Here is a 25,170-nt window from a genome sequence, read left to right as displayed (position 1 = left end):
AGCGCATGCTTTTTGTCGAGAGATCAATCATTATTTCGATCAGGAGATCATGGTGAAAACGATAAACATCATTCAGGGAGATATTACTCAGATTACGGCCGATGCCATTGTGAATGCTGCGAATACCTCGTTACTCGGTGGAGGCGGTGTAGATGGCGCAATTCACCGAAAAGGCGGCGCAGCGATTTTGGCAGATTGTCAAAAAATAAGAGCAAAACAAGGTGGTTGTGCTGTTGGCGAGGCGGTGGTGACGACGGCTGGAAATTTGCCTGCGAAATATGTCATTCATACCGTTGGGCCCACTTGGGTCGATGGACAGCACGATGAAGTTTTATTATTGGAAAATGCTTATCGTAACAGTTTTAAACTGGCTGAAAATTTGAAACTACAAAGTGTGGCATTTCCGAATATTTCCACAGGAATTTATCGTTTTCCTAAACAGCTTGCTGCTCAAATTGCGTTAAAAACAATTGCTGAGCAATTAAAACAGAGTCAGTTTATAACGGAAGTCATTTTTGTATGTTTTGATGATGAGAATTTTAATATTTATCAGTCATTAAAAGATAATTTTAAGATTTAATCTTCGATTTGATTTTGAATAGAGCATCTATCCTCAAGAGATAGATGCTCATAGAGGATTTAATTACCTTTGCTTAGATTTTCTAGCTCATCCCAGCGCTCTAACTTTTCTAGCAATAATTCGTCAATTTCTGCGAGACGTTGGCTGGCTTGAGTCGCTGCATTGGCATCGCTGACAAACCATGAACCATCAGCCAGTTTCGCTGATAATGTGGCTTGTTCAGTTTCCAATGCTTCAATTTCAGCAGGCAGCTGTTCAAGTGCACGCTGATCTTTATAGCTCAGCTTCACTTTTTTGGGTGCAGGAGCGAGTGCAGCTGCGGCAGCCGCTTCAGCTTTTGCCTGTGCTTTTTTGACATCACTTTTTTGATCAACGACTTTCTGGTCTGGGCGTTGCTCTAGATAGTCCTGATAGCCGCCGATGTATTCATCAATATTCCCTTTGCCATCAAACACCCACGTTGAGGTCACAACGTTATCCATAAAGGCACGGTCATGCGAGATGAGCAGCAAGGTCCCTTTGTATTCGGATAACATTTCTTCAAGCAACTCAAGCGTTACCATATCCAAGTCATTGGTTGGCTCATCCATCACAATCAGGTTCGATGGCTTAAGTAACAATTTTGCGAGGAGAATACGATTTCGTTCACCACCAGAGAGCGCTTTTACCGGTGTACGTGCACGTTCTGGAGAGAATAAAAAGTCTTGTAAATAGCTATAGATATGACGGCGGTTACCATTCACATCGACAAAGTCTGAGCCTTCTGAAACGTTCGCCATCACGGTCTTTTCAAGATCGAGCGCATTACGTAACTGGTCAAAATAGGCGATTTCAAGTTGTGTACCAGTCTTGACTGAACCGCCATGCTCGATTTCACCCAGAATAGCTTTGATCAAGGTGGTTTTACCGACACCGTTGTCACCCACCAAACCGATACGGTCGCCACGCAACACAATCGCAGAGAAATCTTTAATCAGTGCTTTGCTGTCGTAGCTCACGCTTAAGTTTTCAATTTCAAACACCAGCTTACCTGAGCGATTCGCCTCTTGGGTTGCCATGCTGACCTTGCCTTGTTGTGAACGACGGGCCTTCGACTGTTCACGCAAGTCTTTCAAGGCACGGACACGACCTTCATTACGGGTACGACGTGCTTTAATACCTTGACGAATCCATGCTTCTTCTTCAGCTAACTTTTTATCAAATAAAGCATTCTGCTTTTCTTCTGCTTCCATTTGCTGTGCTTTGAGGTCGAGATAACGTGAATAGTTACCTTCGTAGCTACGCAAAATACCACGATCTAGCTCGACAATACGGGTTGCGATGCTGTCCACAAATGAACGGTCATGCGAGATGAACAGCAGGGTCAGGTTATTCTGATCCAGTAAGAATTTTTCTAGCCATTCGATACTTTCAACATCGAGATGGTTAGTTGGTTCGTCGAGTAACAGGACATCGGGTTGAGTCAGTAAAGCACGCGCCAATAATACGCGGCGTTTACGTCCGCCTGATAAATCTGCCAGATCTGCATTCGGATCAAGTCCCATTTTACTGAGAATCGAGTTGACCTTGTTTTCGAGTGCCCAGCCATCGAGTTGATCGAGTTTGTGCTGAAGCATGCCCATACGGTCACAGGCTTCCATATCGCCTAGCACGCAGGCATCGCTGGCTTCATGATATTCTTTTAAGACATTGGCTGCTTCGCCTGCACCTTCGGCAACGATATCAGCAACTTTACCAGAGTCCATTGGGACATCTTGGGCTAACATTGAAACAGTTAAACCGTTTTGAATGGAAACTTCGCCGTTATCAGGCAACAGGCTTCCCTCAATCAGTTTTAATAAAGTAGACTTACCTTCGCCATTACGACCAATTAAACAGACTCGTTCGCCACGTTCCAGGTTAAAGTTCGCGCCGTCGAGTAAGGCAGGTCCGCCAAATGCGAGATGGACATCCCTTAAAGTAATATAGGCCATAATGTTTCCTAAAAGTTCAGATGAGGTCTGAAATGACTAAACCACAAAATTTTGATGATCACGCGTCATTTTCCGCACCCATTGAAGATTTGCAAGTCCGAATTGCATTTTTAGATGATTTAGTTGAACAATTAAATCAACAACTGGCAATTCAGACGCAAGAAATTGCCGATTTAAAAAAACAGATGCAACTTTTATATCGTCGGGTTGAATCTTCAGATTTATCGGAAGGTATTGCAGCTTTTGATCCTGTGAATGATAAACCGCCGCATTATTAAGCTATTCGCCACGATAAAATAAGTCATTCATATTTACAGTCAAAACTGAGTCATGTATTTATTGTATATTTCCGAAATCAATCATATTTTAAACTTGAGAATAATAAGGTTTGATGACTGCGATCTATTCAAGTTTGAATGATAAATCAATGTCCTGAATATAGACTGTAAGGAAAACTTGCCTTTTTGATTCAACTTATGTAACGCTAGTAAAAGGATGTTTTGGGCAACTTTATGAGTAATATTGGAATTTGGATCACAGTTGCGATTGTACTGTTTGTACTTGGCTCGATTTTTGGCTTACGTGTTAGTCCACGAGAAAAAGCATTGGGCATGATGCGTGATCAGGCACGAAAAATGGGCTTGCATCCACGTTTAATCGCAGCGCCAGAATGGACAAAAATTCCAATGGCATCGGAAAAGCGTGCCAGTATGGTGGCCTATTATAGTGTCCTGATTCCAGATGCCCGCTTACCACTTATGCGTGCACGAGTGGTAGATGGTAAGCTTCAGGTGGTGCAAGGTGATCAGAAATTTAATGATTTAACCATTGCATTAAAAGGAGTTTATGCTATTGATATGCAGGCAAACTGTGTTGGGCTATATTGGGATGAAGAAACTGACTTAAAAGCCACACAGCTTGAACAGATAAAAACTTATTTACATGAATTGGCTCAGCGCTAATTTATTGATTGAACACAGGAAAAACGATTTATTATGGCGAAAACTCCACGCTCTGCTTCAGAAAGCACAGCAGCTTCCGCATCTGCTGCAAAGAAACGTGCCTTAGTGATTGTGGAGTCGCCTGCAAAAGCGAAAACAATTAATAAATATTTAGGTTCACAGTTTGTGGTGAAGTCATCGGTCGGTCATGTGCGTGATTTACCGACAGGAGGCGGAGCGAAGTCTACTGAAAAGAAGCCTGCAACGCGTGTCAAACTGACTGAACAGCAAAAAGCGGAAAAAGCCCAGTCTGCACTGATTAACCGTATGGGTGTTGATCCGGAACATGACTGGATTGCCCATTATGAAGTGCTGCCTGGCAAAGAACATGTGGTTGCTGAACTGAAAAAACTCGCCAAAGATGCCGATGCAATCTATCTCGCAACGGATTTGGATAGAGAAGGGGAAGCGATTGCTTGGCATTTAAGAGAAGTGATTGGTGGGGATGACAGCCGTTACCACCGTGTGGTCTTTAACGAGATTACTAAAAATGCCATTCAGGAAGCGTTTAAACAGCCAACACGCCTCGATTTGAACCGTGTTAATGCACAACAGGCACGTCGTTTCCTCGACCGTGTGGTGGGCTTCATGGTTTCGCCATTGCTGTGGGAAAAAATTGCCCGTGGATTATCGGCAGGCCGTGTGCAATCGGTTGCGGTAAAACTGGTGGTTGAGCGTGAACGTGAAATCCGTGCCTTTATCCCAGAAGAATACTGGCAAGTTTTTGCAGATACTTTGTCGAAGAAAGATGACATTCGTCTTGAGGCGGTTAAACAAGCGGGCAAGACGCTTAAGCTCAAGAATAAAGCCGAAACCGATGCGCTATTAAGCGTATTAAAAGATGCTGAATATAAAGTTGCATTACGTGAAGATAAGCCGACTAAGGTTAATCCAAGTGCACCGTATATCACTTCAACCCTACAACAGGCTGCCAGCACACGCTTGGGTTTCTCGGTAAAGAAAACCATGATGTTGGCACAGCGTTTGTATGAAGGTGGTTTTATTACCTATATGCGTACGGACTCAACTTTCTTGAGTGATGATGCGGTGAATATGGTACGTAATCATATTCAGCAAAATTTTGGTGAAAAATATGTTCCTGCCAAGCCAAACCGTTATGGCAATAAAGCAGGCGCGCAAGAAGCCCATGAAGCGATTCGTCCATCAGATGTAGGATTGACGGGTGATAAACTTGCAGGCGTTGAGCGTGATGCTCAGCGTTTATATGATTTGATCTGGCGTCAATTTGTCGCTTGTCAAATGACACCAGCAGAATATTTATCTTCGACTTTGACCGTTGAAGCAGCAAATGTTGAGTTAAAGGCAAAAGGCCGTACTTTAGTCTTTGATGGTTTTACCCGTGTTCGTGGTGCCAACAAATCAGATGATGATGTGTTACTGCCAGCCGTAAAAGTCGGCGAAGTCCTCAAGTTAGAAAAGCTTGATCCAAGTCAGCACTTTACTAAACCACCTGCACGTTTTACCGAAGCATCTCTTGTAAAAGAACTTGAGAAAAAAGGCATTGGCCGTCCATCGACCTATGCTGCGATTATCTCAACGATTCAAGAACGTGGTTATGTGAAACTGGAAAACCGTCGTCTCTTTGCCGAGAAGATGGGCGAGATCGTTACAGATCGTCTGGATGAAAGTTTTAATAACCTGATGAATTATGCCTTTACTGCTGATTTAGAAGGTCAGTTAGACCGTGTTGCGACAGGTGAGCGTAACTGGAAAGAGTTGTTGGATACATTCTATGGCGACTTTAAAAAGCGTTTGACCAATGCACAGGGCGAAAGCGGTATGCGCCGTAACCAGCCCGTCGAAGTACCCGATGTCCCTTGTCCTGAATGTGCGCGTCCAATGCAGGTACGTACAGGAACAACAGGCGTATTCTTGGGATGTTCAGGTTATAACCTGCCTCCGAAAGAGCGTTGTAAAGGTACACTGAACCTAACACCAGTTGAGTCTTTAGCTGCATTATCTGATGATGATGGTGCTGAAACAGCCGATTTGATGTCGAAACATCGTTGTCCTAAATGCGGTACTGCAATGGACAGTTATGTGGTTGATGGTGGTCGTAAACTGCATGTCTGTGGTAATAACCCTGATTGTGATGGCTACGAAGTCGAAGAAGGTGAATTCAAGATCAAGGGTTATGATGGCCCAACCATTCCATGTGATAAATGTGATGGTGAAATGCAGTTGAAAACAGGCCGTTTTGGTCCATATTTCGCCTGCTCAAGCTGTGATAATACCCGTAAGGTCTTGAAGAGTGGTCAGCCTGCGCCACCGCGTGTTGATCCGATCAAGATGGAACACCTGCGCTCAACCAAGCATGATGATTTCTTTGTATTGCGTGACGGTGCTGCTGGCTTATTCCTGGCTGCAAGTAAATTCCCGAAAATTCGTGAAACACGTGCGCCAAAAGTGGCTGAGTTACGTAGCGTTGCGGAACAACTTGATCCGAAATATCAATTCTTGCTGCAAGCGCCAGATGTTGATCCTGAAGGCAATCCAACAGTTGTGAAATTTAGTCGTAAGAACCAGTCACAATACGTAGGTTCTGAAACGGCAGAAGGCAAACAAACCAAGTGGAGTCTGGTTTTCCAAGACGGAAAATGGGTTGAAGCTTAAACATTCAGATTTAAAAAATGCTAGCACTTGCTAGCATTTTTTATAGCATTAAGAAAAACAAGAAATATATTTTTATTTGGGAAATGAGATGTGGAAAAATATTCGGGTCGCGATTTTGCTGGTTGTGTTGCTGGTGGTCGCCGTAAATGCCTATCGTGATCAGAATCAGAACTGGAATCAACCGATTCATATTTTATTGCATCCGATTAATGCTGATGGTTTAGCGACTACACAGCATTATATTCAACAATTACAGCAAGATGACTTTGCTGAGGTAAAAGAGTATTTAGAGAAAAATAGCCAGCAGTATCGCGGGCAAAGCAGCTATTTCATGGTTCAGGTTGGACGTGAGTTACAGCAAATACCACCAAAGATGTCTGAACAGCCGAGTATCTTGAACAATATCTTGTGGAGCCTAAAGTTTAGATTCTATGCATGGAAACAGCATCAGTCTGTGGATGGCTCTCCGAGTTTGACCTTATATCTGAATTTTTACGATCCTAAGCAGAATCGGGAACTGAAGCATTCGACTGCGCTGGAGCGTGGGCGGATTGGCTCGGTGAACTTATTTGCTTCATCAAAACAGGCCGCACAGAATAATGTCGTGTTGGTACATGAGTTACTACACGGGTTTGGCGCGACAGACAAATATAATTTGAGTAATGGCGAGCCTATTTTCCCCATCGGTTATGCCCAAGCAGATCGGCAACCTTTATATCCTCAGACTGAAGCAGAAATTATGGGAGGAAGAATCCCACTGTCTGAACACAAAAGTAAAATGCCAAATGACCTGAATGAAACGGTGATCAGCATTTTAACGGCCAAGGAAGTGGGTTGGGTGAAGTAAATTGTGGATAAGTTCAGATTTATCCATAGCATTAAACAGAATGCTCAAAAATATGAAATAAAACACAAGTTTTCTGACATTCCGTCATTAATTTTCAACATGCCTTATACAGAATTTAGTGCTGAACAGGCCCAATATAGGCTTATAACATTGATGATAAAAGAGTAATAATGATGAAAACAGTGGGTAACGACCTGATTCGCAATCAGCTACACGCTGATCGTAAATGGTATCTGTTATTGGGCGTTTTATTGGTTATTTTTGGCTTGGTTCTTTTAGCTGCGTTACCATTCGCCACCTTGTCTGCCGTACTTCTATTTGGCGTATTGATGATGCTAGGCGGCATTTTGCATTTTATTGCCGCATTTACCGTTTTTAAAGGCGGCACGCGCTGGTTGTGGGCATTATTTGGCGTGCTATATCTGGTAGCAGGTTATTTTGCATTTACGACACCTGTGATCACTGCGGTGGTATTAACCAGTTTTCTGGCGATTGCCTTGATTATTGCGGGGATTATCCGCACGGTGAATGCATTTATTCTGAGACCCGTTTCTGGTTGGGGCTGGGTGCTGTTTTCAGGCATATTAACTTTACTCACCGGGATTCTGATTCTCTCATCGCCTGATTCACCGTTCTGGGTGCTGGGAATGTTCCTTGCGATTGATATTTTATTTCAAGGCATCAACTATCTGACTTTTGCGGGAGCGATTAAACAATTGCCGCATAGCTCGACCAGCGTATAAGTCATTATTTAGAATTTTGGAGCATGCATATCGCATGCTCTTTTTGTTTTGTAGCAAGAAACATTTGCATGGGTTTAGTCTGTTAAAATATCGATACGTTTTTAATTGACCGATTGTATGACGCTTGCCAAGCTAATTGATGAACTAAATCCACAACAGAAACAAGCTGCCACCACGACTGCGCAAAATTGTCTGGTCCTGGCAGGAGCGGGATGTGGTAAAACCAAAACAATTGTGGCGAGATCGGCATATTTAATTGATCAAGGTTTGCCTGCACAGCAGATCCAGATTCTGACCTTTACCCGTCGGGCAGCAAGTGAAATTGTCACCCGTGTCGAACAGCATATGGGTGCCCAAGCCAAAGGTTTGCGTGCATCCACCTTCCACACTTTTTGCATGTACTTGTTACGTCGTAATCCACGCGCTTTTGGTCTGACCCAGTTCAGTATTATTGATCGTGATGATCAATTGCTGATGTTCCGTTTATTACGCGGAAAAGATAAGGGCAACGTGTTGCCTAAAGCGGCTGAGTTATGTGATCTGTATTCTTATGCCCGTAATACCAAGACCAAACTTTCAGATGCTTTGTTGGAGCAGTTGCCGCAAGCGGTTGAGCACAAGGCGCAAATTGCGGAACTGATGAAAGCGTATGAGCAACGTAAGCAAGAGCGCAATTTTCTTGATTATGATGACATTTTGTCGATTGTCGCAGTGCATTTGCAAAATTCACCTGAGTTGGTGAAATGGGTTACAGGTTTCTGTTCAGCATTGCTAGTCGACGAAATGCAGGACACCAATCCTTTGCAATGGGCTTTGCTGCAACCTTTAGTCGGCAAGGTGAAACTGTTTTGTGTCGGTGATGATGCACAATCGATTTATGGCTTCCGCGGTGCAGATTTTGAAAATATCCATCATTTTAAGGAGCGTGTACCCGATGCCGAAGTGCTGACGCTGGAAATGAATTATCGTTCCACGCAAGGCATTCTGGATTTATCCAATTGGTTGCTGGATCAAAGTCCGATTGAGTATGACAAGCATCTGCAAGCGTATCGTGGTAAGGGTTTAAAGCCTCAGTTGCATATCTTGAGCAATGAGTTTGAAGAAGCAAACTGGATTATTCAGGATTTAAACCGACGCCATATGCAGGGTGCTGCATGGGCAGAGCATATGGTGCTGTTACGTTCAGGTTTTAGTGGACGTTATCTGGAAGGGGCTTTGATTGCAGCCAATATTCCATACCGCTTTATTGGTGGGGTGAAACTGCTCGAATCGGCACATGTTAAAGATGTATTGAGTCTGCTTCGGGTCAGTGTCAATCCGCAGGACGATCTGGCATGGATGCGCTTTCTGACGCTCTGGGATGGCGTGGGGGATGTTGGTGCCAGCAAGTTAGCTCAGGAACTGATTCAACTGCCCGATATTGAGGCACGTTGCCAGCGTTTAGAACGTCATGGCAAAGTACCGCAACAGGCCATTCTGATCTTGATGCAACTGGATGTGTTGCAGCAACATGTCGAAGCCTGCATTGGGCTGGCGCTAGATGCATTGAATGAACAGCTGGAAAATAATTATAAAACCAAAGACTGGACACGCCGTATCAAAGATTTTGACTTAGTTAAGCAACTGGCGCGAAAGCACAGTTCACTTGGAGAATTTCTGGAGGAGTATGTACTCGATCCAATCTCCGTCTCGGAAATTGATAAAACGCCAGATCAGGATTTGGTGACGTTGATTACCATCCATTCGGCTAAAGGTGCTGAGCAAAAAGTCTGTTATGTTCCCCATGTCTCTCCAACACAATATCCGCATGCACGCGCACAGGGTGATTTTGATGATGTGGAGGAGGAGCGCCGTGTACTGTATGTTGCCTTGACGCGTGCTGAAAATGAATTAATTCTGACGAAACAGAATTTAAATTTGTGGGCACATGATCAATATGATGAGTTAGGGCGCAAAATAGAAAGTTATTTTCTGAATGATTTACCTCAACATTTAGTTGAGACGCAGATCCATCGTGATATTCCCCGTGCTTATGGGCAAGCCAGTCGTTCGCGTTCGGCTGCAATCAATTTAGGTTTTGGGATCGATTTCGATTAAACTACCCAGATTCAATTTATTTTTGATTCACTGATTTGATGGTGAATCATGTTTTAGGTTTTAGCATGAAAATTTTAGTTCGTAATTTAGATCGTAGCGTGACCGATGCAGAAGTGCTCGACTTGTTTAAAGCCTATGGCAAAGTCGATTCTTGTGTGTTGGTTAAAGATGCTGAAACAGGAAAATCAAAAGGTTTTGGTTTTGTTGAAATGCCGAATCCACGTGAAGCGGTCAAAGCAGTGAAAGGTTTAAATACCTTGAAAGTAAAAAACTATGGCATCCGTGTGAAAATTGCGGAAGATCAAGCTTAATTCTATATGTTAAAGCAATATACCGCTTTATCGGTTGTTGCGCCTAGTGCTGAGCGGATTGTTCAAGGCCAGAAAACCTTGGAGATTCGCTCATGGCAACCTCAAACTATTCCGCTTAAAAATCTTGTTATTGTCGAAAATCAGCATTTTCTGCGGAACGAAGGAGAGCAAGAGATCGGCCGAGCTTTGGCCTTGGTGGATATTGAGTCGATACATGTCTGGCAAGCAGATGAAATAGAGGCAGCCTGTGCATCATATTGGGCAGAAGGATATTTTGCCTGGACAATGAGTAACGTTCGTCCCTTTTCTCAACCTGTTGCCTGTTTGGCCCAGCGAAAACTGTATACGCTTGAACTCGATCTCGAAGGATTGATATCAAACTGATTGCCCGAAAATTATTTATTTTGGCAGGGATTGATAAAGTAGTGGTAAATGTTGGTGATTTCTTGCTGATCAATCAGGCCATTATTATTTTGGTCGAGTGATTTAAAAATTTTTATTCGTTTATGGTCTAGCGAGAAGAATTGTTTCTGCCATGAAACGGACTGTCCTCTAAGCTCAATCAGTTTTGTCCATTCTTTTATATCAATCATTTGATCGCTGTTGATATCATAATCCGTATAAAGTTTTTCCCAGTCTAAGCCTGTAGGTTCACAGCTATAAGTTGCTGAAATTGCCATACAGCATATTAAGCTCAGGATGGCTTGTTTGATATGACGCATGGACAGGCTCAAAAGGATATTGATTTTATCATTAAAGCATTTAATCTTAAGCTATCCAAGAGAAAGGGTTTTTAAGGAAAATATTATGTCCCGTGTTGCTCGTTATCATGCAGATCGTACCAATCAGAAACTGTATTTCGCTCGTCTTGCATGTCAACAAGCTGAGCAAACAGAACATATTCAGCAGGCGCAGGCCTATCGTGAAGCCGCTGTTTTTCATTTACATGGCGCAATATTAGCGTTTTTGCAGGAGCTGGTTCGCTATTATCGTCTCAATGATTTGCAACCGACCTTTAAGTCGATTGAAGAACATATGGCAGATAAAGGGCAGGTCTCTCCAGAAATTCTGGTATTACAACAACTGGCGAAAGATGGTTTTGTCGCTGAATTGAAGCGTGCATACCGAATGTGTCAGTATGCGCCTGAGCCCTCTGCGCCAGAACCGGAAAATGAAACGTCTTCTAATCTGATTATTAAGGTGACCCAAAGTCCGCAGGCATGGTTACCTGATGCCAAAATCTTACGTGAATGGCATCGTGAATTAAGTCACTTAATTGATGGTTTTCGTAATGAAATGGTGGAGTTCTAAGTCGAAACTTTAAGGCGACTTGAAATCTACCGCATCAGCACTTATATAAATAAGACGTGAGAGCGCAAAGTGCCAAATACTTTGCCACCATGTTGAAACATGGAGAAAATTTATGTCAATGCAACAGTTAAAAGAATTATTTGGTAATCAGGAAGCAATTCTTGAATTGGTTCAACTCGAAGGTGGTGAGCTTGCTTTGCGCAATGCGGGTTCTGAAAATGAGCCTTTGGTCAAGATTCAGTTTAGTGACGAGGTGAAAGCCATTCTCGGAGACCAGACGCCAACCGTCGCACAGCATATGATTCAAGCGGCTTTGTTTGGATTGCTGGAAAAACAGATGAATCAGTGGCAAGCAGAAGTGCTAGACGAGCAACCTTCACATTTTAGCTAATCCTGAAAGATAAAAAAAGCGTACCTTGAGTACGCTTTTTCGTTTTGAGAAATTTATTAATGTGCTTCGGACTGATGGGCAAGTTCGATCTGATTCAGAATATGGTGACTCATATTCTTCGCCATTTCTTCTTTCGCATAGAACACTTCACCGATATTTTCTTCACGGATAATCACCGCTTCTTCTTTGCTTTCTGCACAGATCAAGACCTGAATTTCAGGATTGAGCTGTTTGGAAATATCCACGATCCGATGAATATCTAAAATATCCATCGGTGAAATCACCAGCAGACGGGCATGTTGAATATGTGCCTGAATCAAGACATTCGGTTCAGTCGCTTCACCACTCACTGCAGCAATGCCTTGAGTACGTAATTTTTCAACGATTTCCCGATTTTCTTCTGCAATCACCACTTTGATGTTTTGCTGCATCAGATTTTCACTGATACGACGACCCACGCCACCATAGCCGATAATCACCACCTGATCGCGCAGGTAGGCCTGATCTACCTCATCTGGGAGCATTGCCAGTGGGTCACCACTACGCTCCAGTAAACGAGCCAAATGCGAGCGCTCACGAATCCAGCGTTGCACAGGTTCAATTGCAGAGAACACAAATGAGTTCAGAGTAATCGAGAATAACGCACCTGCAAGAATCAGATTTTGCGCATCAGGTGTCAGTAAACCGAGTGATAAGCCTAGGGTTGCCAGAATGAAAGAGAATTCCCCAATCTGGGCCAAACTTGCACCTACCGTTAAAGCGGTATTAATCGGATAGCGGAAGAAAAGTACCAGAGCCATCGCAGCCAAGGTCTTACCCACCATAATGATGGCAACAACTGCTAAAATCTTTAATGGTGCTTCGACCAAGATACTTGGATCGAATAACATACCGACTGAAACGAAGAATAAAATCGAGAAGATTTCACGTAGTGGCAGAGTCTCTTCTTCAGCACGGTGACTAAAGTCAGACTCTTTGACTACCATTCCCGCAAAGAAGGCGCCAAGTGCCATTGATACGCCAAATACCGCATACGAACCATAAGCAATTGATACCGCAGCCGCAACCACAGTCAGGGTAAATAGCTCACGGGAACCCAGACGTGCCACAAATTGCATGATCATCGGGACGAGACGTTTACCAATAATCAGCATGAAGGCAATAAAGCCCGTCACTTTAAGCAGGGTGATCCCAATAGTGATCCAAATACTTTGTGATGAATCTGTTTCCGGGAGTGCCTGTCCACCAAGTAATACTGCCGTTGCAGGGAGAAGTACCAGCGCTAACACCATCACAAGGTCTTCGACCAAGAGCCAGCCGACCGCAATTTTTCCGTTAACCGAGTCCAGTAGACCTCGATCGCCTAAAGCTTTGAGTAATACAACCGTACTGGCACACGATAAACTTAAACCGAAGATTAATGCGGAACCAAAGCTCCAGCCCCAATACATGGAAACGCCAACACCCAGTAAAGTTGCCACGGCAATCTGTAAAATCGCACCAGGTAAGGCGATACGTCGAACTTGGAGTAAATCTTTGAGGGAGAAATGCATCCCTACACCGAACATTAGGAACATGACGCCAAGTTCGGCCAATTGATTGGCAAGCTGGATATCACCGACGACACCGGGCGTATTGGGACTAATGATAATGCCGGCAACGAGATAACCAATTAGAGGGGGGAGGCGTAGACGAGCTGCGATATAGCCAAAAATAAGGGCCATACCAAAACCAACAGCAAGTAATATAATTAAATCAACATCATGTGGCATCGGAGCTCCTTAATCGTTGCGGTTAAGGTAGAAATAAATGAGCATAAAACATGCCAAGAAAACAGCGAATAAATTGTAACAACTAAAATCGAATTTGTTGATGATAATTTTTTTAATTATCAAAAAAAATTATGTAAGTGATTTATTCATTTCTTTTTCTATTTATACCGCTTTTTTCGGGCAAAAAAAACGACTTCAAAAGAAGTCGTTTTTTTTAAAGAACTAAAATTATTTAATTTTAGCTTCTTTGAAAATTACGTGTTGACGGATTTTTGGATCAAATTTTTTGATTTCCATTTTTTCCGGCATAGTACGTTTGTTCTTAGTAGTGGTATAGAAATAACCTGTACCAGCTGTAGAAACGAGGCGAATCTTATCACGCATTGTTCAGACTCCTTAGATCTTTTGACCTTGAGCACGGAGATCAGCAACAACTTTCTCGATACCCAATTTATCAATAATACGCATACCTTTAGTGGTTAAACGAAGACGTACAAAACGCTTTTCGCTTTCTAACCAAAAACGGTGGTGGTGCAGGTTCGGCTCGAACCGGCGTTTGGTTTTGTTGTTTGCGTGCGACACGTTGTTACCAACGATAGGACGCTTGCCGGTAACTTGGCAAACCTTAGACATGGTGAACTCCATTGCTAGTTTATACAGCACAATTTCGTGCAACTAGCCATTCAAGTAAACGGATGAAATCATTCAAGGGGCGTTTTATACCAAAAATACGATTAAAAGACAAGCGAATTTGGTAAAAACAAGGCATCATCTGGTGTGATAGATCATGCCTTAACCAAGTGAGGGTTTGTTAATATGCTAACAGCCCTTTTCTAGCGAAATAGTGTTTTTAAAAGCAGCTTATGGGTTGTTTTATTATAAGGCGGTAGGATGAATTTTAAACTGTAAAGTTTAGGGCTGACTGGATTCGACATCATTGAGCGTTCGTGTGAGAAGCTAAAGAAACCTTCCTTGCCATGATATTTGCCCATACCTGACGCACCAATACCACCAAATGGTAAATCATCCTGCGCGACGTGAGTCAGCGTCTGGTTAATACCAAAGTGTCCTGAATGCGTGCGACCTGCGACATAATCTGCACGTGCACTATCCGTATCGAAGTAATAGAAGGCGAGTGGACGTGGGCGACTATTAATGAACTGCAGTGCATCATCGATATGGTCGTATTCCAGAATAGGAAGAATTGGACCAAAGATCTCATGCTTCATAATTTCCATTTCGGTAGTTACGCCTGTTAATAAGGTTGGCGCAATTTTACGAACTTCAGTCAGGGATTCATTTTTGGCATTGAGTTCAACAATATTGGCACCTTGATCACGGGCATCTTCCAGATAACCTTGCAGGCGGTTGTACTGCTTGTCATTAATAATAGAAGTATAGTCATTATTATCACGCAAGCTTGGATACATCATGGTCACAAAGTCATTGTAGTGCTTGGTGAACTCGGCAGTTTTGCCTTTAGGCAGGAACATATAGTCAGGCGCAACACAGGTTTGACCTGCATTCCAGAGTTTACCCACTGCGATACGTTGTGCCACATCACGAATATTCATGGCTGAATGAACCAGTGCAGGTGATTTGCCGCCTAATTCTAAAATCACAGGCACCAGATTTTCAGCCGCTGCTGCCATAACAGTTTTACCCACAGAGGTTGAGCCTGTGAAAATCATTTTGTCAAAAGCAAGATGACTGAATGCATCTGAAATTACACCGCCGCCATTCACCACCGCGACGAGTTCTTGAGGAAATGCTTCTGAAAGGGCATTTTCAAGTACATAACCAAAGTTTGACGATGCGCTTGAGATTTTGATCATGGCATGGTTGCCTGCTGCCAGCGCACAGATCAGTGGGCCGACCGAAAGCAGTAGTGGATAGTTCCATGGCGCAATGACGCCGATAACACCCAATGGCTGATATTCTACCCAGCCTTTTGCTGGTTGGTGTAACATGCTGATATGGCGTTTAGATGGCTTCATCCATTCCGTCAAGTTCTTGCTATAGTATTTGATATGTTCTAGACAAGTCAGGACTTCGCCGATCTTAGTTTCCATAATGGCACGGTTGCCATAATCTTGATTAATTGCGTTAGCAAATTGATCTTGATATTTTACCAAGATACTTTTAAGTCGAGCTAAGCGTTCAAGACGTTCTTTGGCGCTTGGTACAGGATGGCGTTGGTAAGCTGCTTTTTGCTGCTCAAGCAAATCATGTAGCCGTTTCACATCAACATGAGGTGTCATAGCGGTTGTTTTTGTTTGACTGTTCATAGGAGTGGACCAAAAGAAAGCTTATTATTTTTTAATTTTTAGAGTAAATACTCTAAAGTGTCAAGTCGCTTTATAGGTTTGTTTTATAACCTATTGATAATGTTATAGATGGTTAAAATCAATGTCACACGCTAAACCGAACAAAACAAAAGATCGTATTTTGCAAATCAGTTTGCAGTTGTTTAATGAGCGTGGAGAGCGTTCGGTCACAACCAACCATATTGCGGCTGAGCTAGGGATTAGCCCAGGCAACCTGTATTACCATTTCCGTAATAAACAGGAAATTATCAAGGAACTGGCGCAGCAATATCAGGCAGAAACCTTGGAAATGCTGGCCTTACCGACAGATCGTCCATTGAATGCCAATGATAAAATTAGCTATTTCCAAGTGCTAAGCAATCAGTTGTGGGCGTATCGCTTTATTCACCGTGATGTGTATCATCTGGTTGAAAATAATGAAGACTTTAGAAAAATCTATCCGCGTTTTGCAGGGCAGGTGATGCAGCAGGGGCAAAAAATTTATCGTGCCTTTGTGGATGCGGGTCTGATGAAAATGACTGATTCTGAAATCGAGGCCTTGATTATTAACCTGTGGATTGTGCTCACCAACTGGACCAACTTCTTGTATATGTCGGGTCATATCAGTGATAACAATCGTCTGGAAGAAAAATGGGTATGGCAAGCCTTACGTCAAATGGTGTTCCTGGAAGGGCCATATTTGATGGGTGAAAGCCGCCAGACTTATGAACAATTATTGAAATCACTGGGGCCATCAGACCTGTTTGCCAGCTTATCTAATCTTAAAAATGACGACGAGTGAGCCTTAGCTATTTAGTCAAGGGCAAAAAAGGGTTAGAATGCTCGGCTTGATTTTAATTTGATTCGAATAAGTGATATTAACCAAATGAACACGACTACAGCCCACACAGCGCGATTACTGATTACTTGTGAAGACAAGCCGGGGATCGTGCAAGCCGTATCGAGCTTTTTGTATCATCAGGGAGCAAACATTACCGCACTTGATCAGTACGCAACAGAAGCTCAGGGCGGGCGTTACTTCATGCGTGTTGAGTTTGAACTTGATAACTTGCCATCTCGTAAAGAAGCCTTAATGCAGACTTTTGCTGCAAATGTGGCTGAGCGTTATGAAATGCAATGGAAATTGAATTTCGTTGGCGAGTTGAAAAAAGTCGGTATTCTGGTTTCGAAAGTCGACCATGCTTTATTAGAACTGTTATGGCGTCATGCGCGTGGTTCATTACCATGTGAAATTACCCAAGTGATTTCAAACCATCCAGATTTGCGTGAAGCGGTTGAGAACTTCGGTATTCCTTTCCACGTTGTGCCTGTCAATAAAGACAATAAAGTTGAAGCTTACGCTCAGATCGATGAAATGATGCAAGGCAACGATTTATTGGTCTTGGCGCGCTATATGCAGATTCTGAGCGAAGACTTTGTTGCTAAATGGGAAATGAAGATCATCAATATTCACCATTCATTCCTGCCAGCTTTCGTGGGTGCAAATCCATATAAGCAAGCCTATGAGAAAGGCGTGAAGTTAATTGGTGCAACAGCACACTATGTCACTGCTGATCTGGATCAAGGCCCGATCATTGAGCAAGACGTTGAACGTGTGAGCCATGACTACAACGTTGAGCAGCTACGTGAGTTAGGCGAAGACGTTGAGCGTAATGTCTTGGCACGCGCTGTGAAATGGCATTTAGAAGACCGTATTATTGTTGATGGTAACAAGACTGTGGTTTTCTAAGAAAAACATTTGCTCCGCTGTATAAAGAAGAACATGCCGTCAGGCATGTTTTTTTATGTCTGTTTTTAAAAGCTTAGCAAATATACAAGAAAAAACGGTTGCAAATGAAAACACTTCTCATTTATTATTACGGCACTTTCATTGTTCTATCCGATGAGTGAAATCGCTTTTTTGAAAGCGCCACCATCTATTAGGTACTTAGATTCTTATGAGTCAATCTCCTGCTACATTCAACACGCCACACCCGATGAAAAAGAAAATCATCACTGCCTTAGTTGCGGTTGTGATTGGACATGTAGGAGTTCTGTGGGCGGTGAGCCACATGAAAACGATGGAGCTTAAGCCCGTCGAGAAAGAGCCATTAAAAGTACGCTTTTTAACAATTAAAGAAGATGTACCGCCACCTCCTGCAAAAGTAGAGCCGATCAAGCCTAAGGTAGAACCTAAACCTGTAGAGAAGAAGGTAGAGCCTAAGCCAGTTGAAAAGCCAAAAGTTATTGCCCAGAAAGTACAAAAGGTAGAGCCAAAGGTTATTCAACAGGATGATACTCAAGAAAAATTAAAGAAACAGCAAGAGTTGGAAAAACAGAGATTAGAACAGCTTCAACGTGAACAAATGTTGAAAGAGCAGCAGGCTCGTGAACAGGCTTTAAGGGAACAGCAGGCTCGTGAGCAAGCTCAAAGAGAGCAAAAAGCACAGGAAGATGCTCGAAAGAGCCAGCCTATTGCACCTGGTGAAGTATCTTGGTCTAGAAAACCTGCACCTTCATATAAAGATACAGACTTAGAAGGTAGTGAGCGGACGATTATTGTACATATCGAAGCTGAGCCTTCAGGCAAAATTTTGAGTGTAACGGTAAAAAAATCAACTGGTTTATCGAAACTAGATGACATCGTACTCAAAGCAGTACGAAGAGCGAAATTTAAACCAACTAAAGATGGGCGAGCTATTAATGGTGATCTTCCATTAGAGCTAGTGAAGAGTTCCTCTTAGCCTTTGTAGCAAATTAAATCAGGAGTTCGTATATGAACTTTTCAGTTTATTGGCAACATGCAGATGCAGTAAGTAAAACACTGTATTTCATCCTATTAGCAATGTCGATTGCAACGTGGACTATTTTTATTCTGCGCATTTTAGGAACACGCCAGTTAAAACAACAGGCTTATAACCAACTGGTGCAAGCTTTGGCGGCGCTTAAGTCAAAATTACAGCCTTTATCGTTTGAACAACGTAAAGCTGTTGCTGAACAAGCATTACTTCGCCAAATCTCTGCTGAGAAATCTCAGGCAGAAAAAGGTGTATCAGTTCTTGGAACAATCGCTTCATTGGCACCGTTTGTGGGTTTATTCGGTACAGTGTGGGGGATTTTCCATGCGCTTGTTGCCGTAGGTAAAAGCGGACAGGCTGGTTTAGCTCAGGTTGCAACACCAGTAGGTGAAGCCTTGATCATGACAGGTCTTGGTCTTGCAGTGGCGATTCCAGCGGTAATGGCTTATAACATTTGTGTACGTTTCAACCGTGGTTTGGCACATGATTTACAAGATCAAGCGCACAGCCTGTTAATCGATACCATGTTGCAGCAAGAAACAGCGGCAAAAACAGAAACTAAAGCGACTCAACAAAGTTTAGTTGGAGGTCAAGCTTAAGATGGGCTTTCAATTGGGTGAAGACCACGACAGTGGCATGAATGAGATGAATCTCATTCCTCTGATCGATATTATGTTGGTATTGATGATTATCTTTTTAGTCACAGCAACGGTTGCTAACCCATCAATTCCATTAAGTTTACCAAAAACAACTGCTGAAATTGTTGATCCACCACCAAAAGCAATCACCATCAGTATTAATAACAAAGGTGAAGTGGCTTGGGATGCGCAAATCATTAGCTTAGACGAGCTAGAGAAGCGTTTCCAGGAAGCGGGTCAGGCTCAGACTAAACCGACAGTGCAGTTACGTGCAGATAAAGAATCAAAATATGATACGGTTGCACAAGTGATGTCGCGTGCTAGTGAAGCAGGCTTAAGTGATATTGCGTTTGTTAGTGAAAACTAAGACAGCGTGATCGCAATAAATAAAAAAGCAACTCGGTGAGTTGCTTTTTTATTGCTTATTCATCTTTGAGCAGGTCAAGATACTTGGCTCGGAGTTTAGAAAGCTTAGGTGGAATACTAAAGTTGCAATAACCTTGTGATGGATTACGGGCAAAGAAATTCTGGTGATATTCTTCAGCAGGGTAGAAGGTTGGTAATGGACTGAGCTCAGTCACAATATTGAGGCCTTCATCTTCTAGACTCTGAATGACCTGCTCAGCTTGCTGCTTTTGCTCGTCATCGAAGTAATAAATCACAGAACGGTATTGTGTGCCAATATCGTTACCCTGACGGTTTAATGTCGTTGGATCATGAGTGGTAAAGAATACATTCAACAATTGGGTATAACTGATCTGCTGCTCATCAAAATCAATCAGAATCACTTCGGCATGTTGTGTATTACCCTGACAGACTTGCTCATAGGTCGGATCTTGGGTAATCCCGCCCGCATAGCCACTCACCACTTTTTCAACGCCTTTAAGTTGTAGAAATACGGCCTCTACACACCAAAAGCATCCACCACCTAACATTGCCTGTTGCATAAAACTTCCCAATTTTTAATTTTAAGAATGCTACTAAATTAAACGAAGTACTCAAAAAGTAAAAGCCCGTGTTTGAAACGAGCTTTTACTTTTATCATCATCGCATTAAGGCAGCGGCTGAATAACAGTTACGAAACTTACGAGTACTTGTCCTGAAGCATCAAGGAATTTCAACTCATGTCCTTTGAGTTCATAACTGGTTGTACTTGCCAAAGCATGGCTATATTGACGAGAAAGCGCACTGTTGTCATTGCCTAGACAAGCCATCATGGTTGAGGCAATTGGACCTAAACGTAATACAGCACCTTGGCTTTCAAAGGTACCTTGAATCTGGTTACATCCATCTGCACCAAAGAAGCGTTTCGCTTTAGCATCAAACTGGATCGCAGGGCGTTTATTCGAAAGATCATTAGTTTTGACTTCAACACCATTAATCTGAGTTGCAATCCAAGTACGGTTGTACAGATCAATGCTTTGTTTTTGAGATGCATTTGGTGAAGTCTGGAGAGATTCTGAGCTTGCACAGCCCGTCATTGCTACGGCAATTGCCAAAGTACAAGAAGTTAAAAGAGGCTTTAACATAAGATTTTAAATCCGAATCATTGTGTTTCTATAAGCGTTATTAAAATAAAAAAACGTGGAGCTTAACGGTATATTGCGTATCCTTTTGTAAATGTTCAGATACTTTTAATAAAATTAGTGGAAAAATCACTCAACTTTTGGAATGCCTGAGCGAATTACATCTGAAAAATACTCGCTACTTTTATTAGACTGCTGATCGTACTGTTCGGCACGCGGATTGATGTGCGCCAGACGATACCATTCATTCATGTTGTAATTCTGATTAAGCGCCTTCAAGTCATAGAGATAATTCGGTAAATAGCCTGAAGCCAATAAGCGATAATCTTTTGGTAATTTTTGTGGATTAATGGCCTGTACCATATCAAAAACCAGCGTTGTGCAATTACTGGTTAAGGTGTTGTACCATTTTGCTTCACTGCGGAGCTCATCAGCCTGATTGAGATATTCAATAAACAGGGCTTTACGCTCTGCCGCAGGCATTTTAACAGGGAATAAATAAACTTGTTCATGGCGAATATTGCTGCGTGTATACACAATATCTTTTTCGTCTGAAGCGACTAAGCTGAGTTCATATTTACGGAAAAATCCGCCAATCGCAGAAAAATCTTCGCCTTTCTCTTTGCGGATCTCAATTGAAAATACCAGAGGCTTTTGATCTGCAAAATCAAAACTAACCAAAGTATGTGCAATCTGAGGGCCCATCCAGTAGGACGTGATGACATTGATCCCTGTAATCTTGTTCAGATCAATGGTGCGATCTTCCCAGTGGATGTCATAAGTCCCATCTGCATGCCAGTTAAAGTTACGAACTTTATGTAAGGTAACCAGATCACCCTGTCTGCTATAGCTAAGCTGTTCTGCAACTTCTGGATTCCAGTCTCGGTCCTGTTTGGCTTCGATAGAAAAATACCAAAACAATGAACAAGCAAAAGCAACGCAATAAATAATGATATCAGTACGACGGCTGATGAGATGACCACTGAAATACACGCCAAGCAGGCTCAGCGCAAACAAGCCCCAAAGTACAATCGCGACTCGGCTAAACAACGTACCGAGCGGCTGTTGAATCCACAGCGCAAGGCAAAGCCAGACACTTGAAAGGACCACGCACAAGGTAAATAGACCGTGTAAAAGTCCAATCCCTAAAGCAATAAAAAACTCACGTGATCCAATGTTATGCATGGCAAATGCGATCCATTATTATTTTTGGTAGGTCGCAAACTCGAAAGCCACACCAGATTTTTCATCTGTATGTTGTTCTGAGTTTACTTTACGGAAATCCTCAGAGATTTCTGGGTAATGCGCATCGCCTTGAACATCAAGATCCACATGGGTTAACTCTAGGCGATCTGCAATGGCAAGTGTTTGAGTAAAAATCTCTCCACCACCAATAATAAATAAAGACGCTTTTTCAGCGTGTTGTGCATCTGTAAGTGCGCCGTTTAATGCCTCTTCGATACTATGTGCGACTTTAACCCCTTCAAACTGCCATTCAGGATCACGCGTAATTACCCAATTGACACGATTAGGCAGGGCACGCCCCATAGACTCAAGGGTTTTTCGGCCCATGATCACTACGCCGCCTTGGGTGATCGCCTTAAAGTGTTTCAGATCAGCAGAGATATGCCACGGCAAAGCATTGCCTTTGCCGATACAGCGATTTTTATCCATCGCAACTACGTGAACAACTTCAGTGTCTTGCCATGTCATTTTATATTCTCTCTAATCTTTTAAACTGCGACGGGTGCTTTAATTGCTGGATGTGATTCATAGCCCACAATTTCAATATCTTCAAATTTAAAGTCAAAAATATCGGTGATTTCTGGATTTAACTTTAATTCGCATAATGGCAATGGTTCGCGCGAAAGCTGTAATTGAGCCTGTTCAAAATGGTTGGCATATAAATGTGTGTCGCCACCTGTCCAGACAAAATCGCCAACGCCTAAACCGCATACTTGCGCAATCATATGGGTTAGCAGGGCATAGCTGGCAATATTAAAAGGTACGCCTAAGAAGACATCGGCACTACGTTGATACAGTTGGCATGACAATTTGTTATCTTGTACAAAAAACTGGAACAGGGTATGGCACGGTGGCAAAGCCACTTTTCCAGCTTCATTTGGATTCCAGCCTGACACGATCAAACGACGTGAGTTTGGATTGGTCTTGATTTCATTAATCAACCATTTGATCTGGTCAAACCCGTCTTGCTGATAGCTGCTGTCTGCATTTTGGGTTGCGCCAAAGTTACGCCATTGATGACCATAAACAGGCCCAAGCTCGCCTTCTGGACGGCCAAAGCGCGCTGTTTGCTCAGCCGTTGCCCATTCATCCCAGATCGTGACTTTATTGTCTTTAAGATACTGAACGTTGGTATCGCCTTTGAGGAACCAGAGCAGCTCGATCACGATTGAACGGAAATGCACCTTTTTCGTGGTCAGTAAGGGAAAACCTTTAGAAAGATCAAAGCGCATCTGATGACCGAATACTGAACGTGTTCCTGTTCCTGTACGGTCACCTTTGTCGCCGCCATTGTCGAGGATATGTTGTAAAAGGTCTAAATATGTACGCATCGTCATTCCTATCGCAGATTTTGCTCGGGCTAATCTTATCAGAATTTATGTGATAAATAATGGGTCAATTGAGCGTCATTAATTGTCGTAGTTCAGACTTTGTTCTCTATTTTAATTTAGCTGCTTGTTTTATATTAAGTTCTATAAATAACGACATGGACAAGCAACATAATGAATCTTCAAGCTGAGAATTTACCGAATACTTTACATCCATACCTAGAAAAAATTTCAGCAACGATTTTGCCGACTGTCTCTATGCAGCTAACAGCAAGTGATGACTTGGCATTATGGCAAAGTAAGATTGGGGGGCAGCCTTACTTCCCGCTAGAGGTCGCCTATCCAGTTGACTCGGATGGCAATCCCTTGGTTTTATTGGCGCAGTTCAATTTTGCTGAAATTCCAGATTTACCTCATTTTCCAGACACGGGTATTTTGCAGTTCTATATTGCTGCCGATGATTTGTATGGCATGAACTTTGATGACCAACAGCTGCAATCGGGCTTTAAGGTTTTATATTTTGATCAGGTGATTGAAGATCTTACGCAATTAAAACAGGATTTTTCAGAGCTTGAGTTCGATGAAGAGGCATATTTGCCTTTTAGTGGGCAATATTCAATTGAATTTCAGCGTGCTGAGCAGGCCATTAGTCTGGAAGATTTTGCTTTTGGAAAGAAAATTCTCAATGTTGATGAGCTTTATGATTTTGAAGATCAATTCGAGGGTGGCGATTTCGAAAATGATTTTATTGAGCCTTATCATGAATTGCTTTCTGCAAGTGGGCATCGTTTAGGCGGGTATCCATTTTTTACTCAAACTGATCCACGTCAGTATAATGAAAAAATTCAAGACTATATTCTGCTTTTCCAGCTAGATACTGATGATGCTGAAAACGATATTATGTGGGGAGATTCGGGTGTTGGTAATTTCTTTATTCACCCAGAAGATTTAAAGAAACGAGATTTTTCTAAAGTTGTATATAACTGGGATTGTTATTAAATAAAAAAAGCGGATGAAAACTCATCCGCTTTTTTCTAGATTTTTAATCTTATTCAGTGACAAAAGTAACTTTGCCATCTGTTAAAGACTTTACACGTGCAAGTGATTCAACACGGTAGCCTTTTTCAAGCAGCACATCGCGGCCTGGCTGGAATGATTTTTCAATCACGATACCCACACCAACCACTTCAGCTTTGGCTTGGTGAATCAAGTCGATGAGACCGAGCGCTGCTTGACCATTTGCAAGGAAGTCATCAATCACAAGCGCTTTGTCGCTTGAGCTGATGTGCTTGTTTGAAATCGCAATAGTACTTTCAGTCTGTTTGGTAAACGAGAACACTTTAGAACGGTAAAGGTCGTCTTTGAGTGTTAATGACTGGTATTTACGAGCAAAAATAACAGGAACGCCAAGTTCTAAACCTGCCATGATTGCAGGTGCAATACCTGAAGCTTCGATGGTAATAATTTTAGTAATACCTGCATCTTTAAAACGAGCGGCAAACTCTTTACCAATCAGCTGCATTAACACAGGATCGATTTGGTGGTTTAAGAAAGCATCAACTTTCAAAACCTGATCAGATAGAACGATACCTTCATTTAAGATTTTCTGTTCTAAAGCGTACACGGGAGAATCCTCTAAACGGATGCTTATTCAAGCAAAGGCATATTT

Annotated in this window: 29 protein-coding genes; 17 read left to right on the top strand and 12 right to left on the bottom strand. The window is 42.5% G+C overall.

Translation table 11 applies throughout. The features are described from left to right. Positions 1-52 precede the first annotated feature (52 nt). A complete protein-coding gene (locus PJ15_RS12340; RefSeq protein ID WP_032810918.1) occupies positions 53-580 on the top strand; it encodes an O-acetyl-ADP-ribose deacetylase in 528 nt (175 codons plus the stop codon). Between the two features lie 59 nt (positions 581-639). Here the strand turns inward: PJ15_RS12340 and PJ15_RS12335 are convergent, their stop codons facing one another. Continuing rightward, positions 640-2,553, bottom strand: a complete 1,914-nt coding sequence (locus PJ15_RS12335; RefSeq protein ID WP_004774269.1) for an ATP-binding cassette domain-containing protein — start codon at positions 2,551-2,553, stop codon at positions 640-642. Positions 2,554-2,585: 32 nt separating this feature from the next. Between PJ15_RS12335 and PJ15_RS12330 the strand changes: the two genes are divergently transcribed. From PJ15_RS12330 to PJ15_RS12295, 8 genes are all read left to right on the top strand, one after another. Next, on the top strand, positions 2,586-2,831 hold the full coding sequence (locus tag PJ15_RS12330) for a SlyX family protein (protein WP_004774270.1): 246 nt from the start codon (positions 2,586-2,588) through the stop codon (positions 2,829-2,831). Between the two features lie 234 nt (positions 2,832-3,065). Continuing rightward, on the top strand, positions 3,066-3,515 hold the full coding sequence (locus PJ15_RS12325) for a hypothetical protein (protein WP_004774271.1): 450 nt from the start codon (positions 3,066-3,068) through the stop codon (positions 3,513-3,515). 33 nt (positions 3,516-3,548) lie between these two features. Then, positions 3,549-6,188 (top strand): type I DNA topoisomerase, encoded by a 2,640-nt coding sequence (gene topA, locus PJ15_RS12320; RefSeq protein ID WP_047431237.1) that lies wholly within the window; start codon positions 3,549-3,551, stop codon positions 6,186-6,188. 88 nt (positions 6,189-6,276) lie between these two features. After that, the gene (locus PJ15_RS12315) at positions 6,277-7,035 is read left to right on the top strand and encodes a hypothetical protein (RefSeq protein ID WP_047431235.1); all 759 of its coding nucleotides are present in this window, start codon (positions 6,277-6,279) and stop codon (positions 7,033-7,035) included. Positions 7,036-7,205: 170 nt separating this feature from the next. After that, positions 7,206-7,778, top strand: coding sequence for an HdeD family acid-resistance protein (locus tag PJ15_RS12310; protein WP_004774274.1), 573 nt, complete (start codon positions 7,206-7,208; stop codon positions 7,776-7,778). Positions 7,779-7,895: 117 nt separating this feature from the next. Further along, positions 7,896-9,875, top strand: coding sequence for an ATP-dependent helicase (locus PJ15_RS12305; protein WP_047431232.1), 1,980 nt, complete (start codon positions 7,896-7,898; stop codon positions 9,873-9,875). Positions 9,876-9,940: 65 nt separating this feature from the next. Next, positions 9,941-10,186: an RNA recognition motif domain-containing protein gene (locus PJ15_RS12300; RefSeq protein WP_047431542.1), complete on the top strand. Its 246-nt coding sequence runs from the start codon at positions 9,941-9,943 to the stop codon at positions 10,184-10,186. A gap of 6 nt (positions 10,187-10,192) precedes the next feature. Beyond that, positions 10,193-10,570, top strand: coding sequence for an ASCH domain-containing protein (locus PJ15_RS12295; RefSeq protein WP_047431230.1), 378 nt, complete (start codon positions 10,193-10,195; stop codon positions 10,568-10,570). An 11-nt stretch (positions 10,571-10,581) separates the two neighbouring features. On the opposite strand, the gene PJ15_RS12290 is transcribed toward PJ15_RS12295, so the two are convergent. After that, the gene (locus PJ15_RS12290) at positions 10,582-10,908 is read right to left on the bottom strand and encodes an EF-hand domain-containing protein (protein WP_047431227.1); all 327 of its coding nucleotides are present in this window, start codon (positions 10,906-10,908) and stop codon (positions 10,582-10,584) included. A gap of 85 nt (positions 10,909-10,993) precedes the next feature. Here PJ15_RS12290 and PJ15_RS12285 point away from each other — a divergent pair, with 85 nt between their 5' ends. After that, complete coding sequence (locus tag PJ15_RS12285; RefSeq protein WP_004774279.1) at positions 10,994-11,497, top strand: DUF6586 family protein; 504 nt, start codon at positions 10,994-10,996, stop codon at positions 11,495-11,497. A 112-nt stretch (positions 11,498-11,609) separates the two neighbouring features. Next, positions 11,610-11,888, top strand: a complete 279-nt coding sequence (locus tag PJ15_RS12280) for a hypothetical protein (RefSeq protein WP_004774280.1) — start codon at positions 11,610-11,612, stop codon at positions 11,886-11,888. Positions 11,889-11,944: 56 nt separating this feature from the next. Here the strand turns inward: PJ15_RS12280 and PJ15_RS12275 are convergent, their stop codons facing one another. The 4 genes from PJ15_RS12275 to PJ15_RS12260 all read right to left on the bottom strand — a co-directional run bounded on the left by PJ15_RS12275 (position 11,945) and on the right by PJ15_RS12260 (position 15,948). Then, a complete protein-coding gene (locus PJ15_RS12275) occupies positions 11,945-13,660 on the bottom strand; it encodes a cation:proton antiporter (protein WP_047431224.1) in 1,716 nt (571 codons plus the stop codon). Between the two features lie 228 nt (positions 13,661-13,888). Next, a complete protein-coding gene (gene rpmG, locus PJ15_RS12270) occupies positions 13,889-14,044 on the bottom strand; it encodes a 50S ribosomal protein L33 (RefSeq protein WP_003654787.1) in 156 nt (51 codons plus the stop codon). A 12-nt stretch (positions 14,045-14,056) separates the two neighbouring features. After that, positions 14,057-14,293 (bottom strand): 50S ribosomal protein L28, encoded by a 237-nt coding sequence (gene rpmB, locus PJ15_RS12265; protein WP_004649871.1) that lies wholly within the window; start codon positions 14,291-14,293, stop codon positions 14,057-14,059. A gap of 200 nt (positions 14,294-14,493) precedes the next feature. Continuing rightward, on the bottom strand, positions 14,494-15,948 hold the full coding sequence (locus PJ15_RS12260) for a coniferyl aldehyde dehydrogenase (protein WP_047431216.1): 1,455 nt from the start codon (positions 15,946-15,948) through the stop codon (positions 14,494-14,496). A gap of 121 nt (positions 15,949-16,069) precedes the next feature. Between PJ15_RS12260 and PJ15_RS12255 the strand changes: the two genes are divergently transcribed. From PJ15_RS12255 to PJ15_RS12235, 5 genes are all read left to right on the top strand, one after another. Beyond that, a complete protein-coding gene (locus PJ15_RS12255) occupies positions 16,070-16,768 on the top strand; it encodes a TetR/AcrR family transcriptional regulator (RefSeq protein WP_004655980.1) in 699 nt (232 codons plus the stop codon). Between the two features lie 84 nt (positions 16,769-16,852). Then, positions 16,853-17,716 carry a formyltetrahydrofolate deformylase gene (gene purU / locus PJ15_RS12250; protein ID WP_004774285.1) on the top strand — a complete coding sequence of 288 codons (864 nt, stop codon included), beginning with the start codon at positions 16,853-16,855 and terminating at the stop codon, positions 17,714-17,716. 208 nt (positions 17,717-17,924) lie between these two features. Continuing rightward, positions 17,925-18,710 (top strand): TonB family protein, encoded by a 786-nt coding sequence (locus PJ15_RS12245; RefSeq protein ID WP_047431211.1) that lies wholly within the window; start codon positions 17,925-17,927, stop codon positions 18,708-18,710. A gap of 32 nt (positions 18,711-18,742) precedes the next feature. Then, positions 18,743-19,363 carry a MotA/TolQ/ExbB proton channel family protein gene (locus PJ15_RS12240; RefSeq protein ID WP_004774288.1) on the top strand — a complete coding sequence of 207 codons (621 nt, stop codon included), beginning with the start codon at positions 18,743-18,745 and terminating at the stop codon, positions 19,361-19,363. Position 19,364: 1 nt separating this feature from the next. Beyond that, positions 19,365-19,769 (top strand): ExbD/TolR family protein, encoded by a 405-nt coding sequence (locus PJ15_RS12235; RefSeq protein ID WP_004774290.1) that lies wholly within the window; start codon positions 19,365-19,367, stop codon positions 19,767-19,769. A 55-nt stretch (positions 19,770-19,824) separates the two neighbouring features. Here the strand turns inward: PJ15_RS12235 and msrA are convergent, their stop codons facing one another. The 5 genes from msrA to thyA all read right to left on the bottom strand — a co-directional run bounded on the left by msrA (position 19,825) and on the right by thyA (position 23,504). Then, positions 19,825-20,349: a peptide-methionine (S)-S-oxide reductase MsrA gene (gene msrA / locus PJ15_RS12230; RefSeq protein WP_047431208.1), complete on the bottom strand. Its 525-nt coding sequence runs from the start codon at positions 20,347-20,349 to the stop codon at positions 19,825-19,827. 105 nt (positions 20,350-20,454) lie between these two features. Continuing rightward, the gene (locus PJ15_RS12225) at positions 20,455-20,931 is read right to left on the bottom strand and encodes an META domain-containing protein (protein WP_004774294.1); all 477 of its coding nucleotides are present in this window, start codon (positions 20,929-20,931) and stop codon (positions 20,455-20,457) included. A gap of 126 nt (positions 20,932-21,057) precedes the next feature. Further along, positions 21,058-22,113 carry a DUF4105 domain-containing protein gene (locus PJ15_RS12220; protein ID WP_047431205.1) on the bottom strand — a complete coding sequence of 352 codons (1,056 nt, stop codon included), beginning with the start codon at positions 22,111-22,113 and terminating at the stop codon, positions 21,058-21,060. Between the two features lie 18 nt (positions 22,114-22,131). Beyond that, entirely contained in the window at positions 22,132-22,641 is a 510-nt protein-coding gene (locus PJ15_RS12215; protein ID WP_047431201.1) for a dihydrofolate reductase, read from the bottom strand. Positions 22,642-22,661: 20 nt separating this feature from the next. Continuing rightward, positions 22,662-23,504 (bottom strand): thymidylate synthase, encoded by an 843-nt coding sequence (gene thyA / locus PJ15_RS12210; protein WP_004774299.1) that lies wholly within the window; start codon positions 23,502-23,504, stop codon positions 22,662-22,664. 171 nt (positions 23,505-23,675) lie between these two features. On the opposite strand from thyA, the gene PJ15_RS12205 reads away from it, so the two are divergent. After that, on the top strand, positions 23,676-24,500 hold the full coding sequence (locus tag PJ15_RS12205; protein ID WP_047431198.1) for a YwqG family protein: 825 nt from the start codon (positions 23,676-23,678) through the stop codon (positions 24,498-24,500). A 49-nt stretch (positions 24,501-24,549) separates the two neighbouring features. Here the strand turns inward: PJ15_RS12205 and PJ15_RS12200 are convergent, their stop codons facing one another. Further along, positions 24,550-25,125, bottom strand: coding sequence for a xanthine phosphoribosyltransferase (locus PJ15_RS12200; RefSeq protein ID WP_004774302.1), 576 nt, complete (start codon positions 25,123-25,125; stop codon positions 24,550-24,552). Positions 25,126-25,170 lie beyond the last annotated feature (45 nt).

The organism is Acinetobacter sp. neg1, from assembly GCF_000788125.1.
GTDB lineage: Bacteria > Pseudomonadota > Gammaproteobacteria > Pseudomonadales > Moraxellaceae > Acinetobacter > Acinetobacter vivianii.
This window is presented reverse-complemented; position numbering and strand designations above follow the sequence as displayed.

Bases quoted from the DNA above. Each gene is read 5' to 3' on its own strand.
- PJ15_RS12335 (WP_004774269.1), bottom strand. From the start codon at position 2,553: ATGGCCTATATTACTTTAAGGGATGTCCATCTCGCATTTGGCGGACCT.
- PJ15_RS12330 (WP_004774270.1), top strand. From the start codon at position 2,586: ATGACTAAACCACAAAATTTTGATGATCACGCGTCATTTTCCGCACCC.
- PJ15_RS12325 (WP_004774271.1), top strand. From the start codon at position 3,066: ATGAGTAATATTGGAATTTGGATCACAGTTGCGATTGTACTGTTTGTA.
- topA (WP_047431237.1), top strand. From the start codon at position 3,549: ATGGCGAAAACTCCACGCTCTGCTTCAGAAAGCACAGCAGCTTCCGCA.
- PJ15_RS12315 (WP_047431235.1), top strand. From the start codon at position 6,277: ATGTGGAAAAATATTCGGGTCGCGATTTTGCTGGTTGTGTTGCTGGTG.
- PJ15_RS12310 (WP_004774274.1), top strand. From the start codon at position 7,206: ATGATGAAAACAGTGGGTAACGACCTGATTCGCAATCAGCTACACGCT.
- PJ15_RS12305 (WP_047431232.1), top strand. From the start codon at position 7,896: ATGACGCTTGCCAAGCTAATTGATGAACTAAATCCACAACAGAAACAA.
- PJ15_RS12300 (WP_047431542.1), top strand. From the start codon at position 9,941: ATGAAAATTTTAGTTCGTAATTTAGATCGTAGCGTGACCGATGCAGAA.
- PJ15_RS12295 (WP_047431230.1), top strand. From the start codon at position 10,193: ATGTTAAAGCAATATACCGCTTTATCGGTTGTTGCGCCTAGTGCTGAG.
- PJ15_RS12290 (WP_047431227.1), bottom strand. From the start codon at position 10,908: ATGCGTCATATCAAACAAGCCATCCTGAGCTTAATATGCTGTATGGCA.
- PJ15_RS12285 (WP_004774279.1), top strand. From the start codon at position 10,994: ATGTCCCGTGTTGCTCGTTATCATGCAGATCGTACCAATCAGAAACTG.
- PJ15_RS12280 (WP_004774280.1), top strand. From the start codon at position 11,610: ATGTCAATGCAACAGTTAAAAGAATTATTTGGTAATCAGGAAGCAATT.
- PJ15_RS12275 (WP_047431224.1), bottom strand. From the start codon at position 13,660: ATGCCACATGATGTTGATTTAATTATATTACTTGCTGTTGGTTTTGGT.
- rpmG (WP_003654787.1), bottom strand. From the start codon at position 14,044: ATGCGTGATAAGATTCGCCTCGTTTCTACAGCTGGTACAGGTTATTTC.
- rpmB (WP_004649871.1), bottom strand. From the start codon at position 14,293: ATGTCTAAGGTTTGCCAAGTTACCGGCAAGCGTCCTATCGTTGGTAAC.
- PJ15_RS12260 (WP_047431216.1), bottom strand. From the start codon at position 15,948: ATGAACAGTCAAACAAAAACAACCGCTATGACACCTCATGTTGATGTG.
- PJ15_RS12255 (WP_004655980.1), top strand. From the start codon at position 16,070: ATGTCACACGCTAAACCGAACAAAACAAAAGATCGTATTTTGCAAATC.
- purU (WP_004774285.1), top strand. From the start codon at position 16,853: ATGAACACGACTACAGCCCACACAGCGCGATTACTGATTACTTGTGAA.
- PJ15_RS12245 (WP_047431211.1), top strand. From the start codon at position 17,925: ATGAGTCAATCTCCTGCTACATTCAACACGCCACACCCGATGAAAAAG.
- PJ15_RS12240 (WP_004774288.1), top strand. From the start codon at position 18,743: ATGAACTTTTCAGTTTATTGGCAACATGCAGATGCAGTAAGTAAAACA.
- PJ15_RS12235 (WP_004774290.1), top strand. From the start codon at position 19,365: ATGGGCTTTCAATTGGGTGAAGACCACGACAGTGGCATGAATGAGATG.
- msrA (WP_047431208.1), bottom strand. From the start codon at position 20,349: ATGCAACAGGCAATGTTAGGTGGTGGATGCTTTTGGTGTGTAGAGGCC.
- PJ15_RS12225 (WP_004774294.1), bottom strand. From the start codon at position 20,931: ATGTTAAAGCCTCTTTTAACTTCTTGTACTTTGGCAATTGCCGTAGCA.
- PJ15_RS12220 (WP_047431205.1), bottom strand. From the start codon at position 22,113: ATGCATAACATTGGATCACGTGAGTTTTTTATTGCTTTAGGGATTGGA.
- PJ15_RS12215 (WP_047431201.1), bottom strand. From the start codon at position 22,641: ATGACATGGCAAGACACTGAAGTTGTTCACGTAGTTGCGATGGATAAA.
- thyA (WP_004774299.1), bottom strand. From the start codon at position 23,504: ATGCGTACATATTTAGACCTTTTACAACATATCCTCGACAATGGCGGC.
- PJ15_RS12205 (WP_047431198.1), top strand. From the start codon at position 23,676: ATGAATCTTCAAGCTGAGAATTTACCGAATACTTTACATCCATACCTA.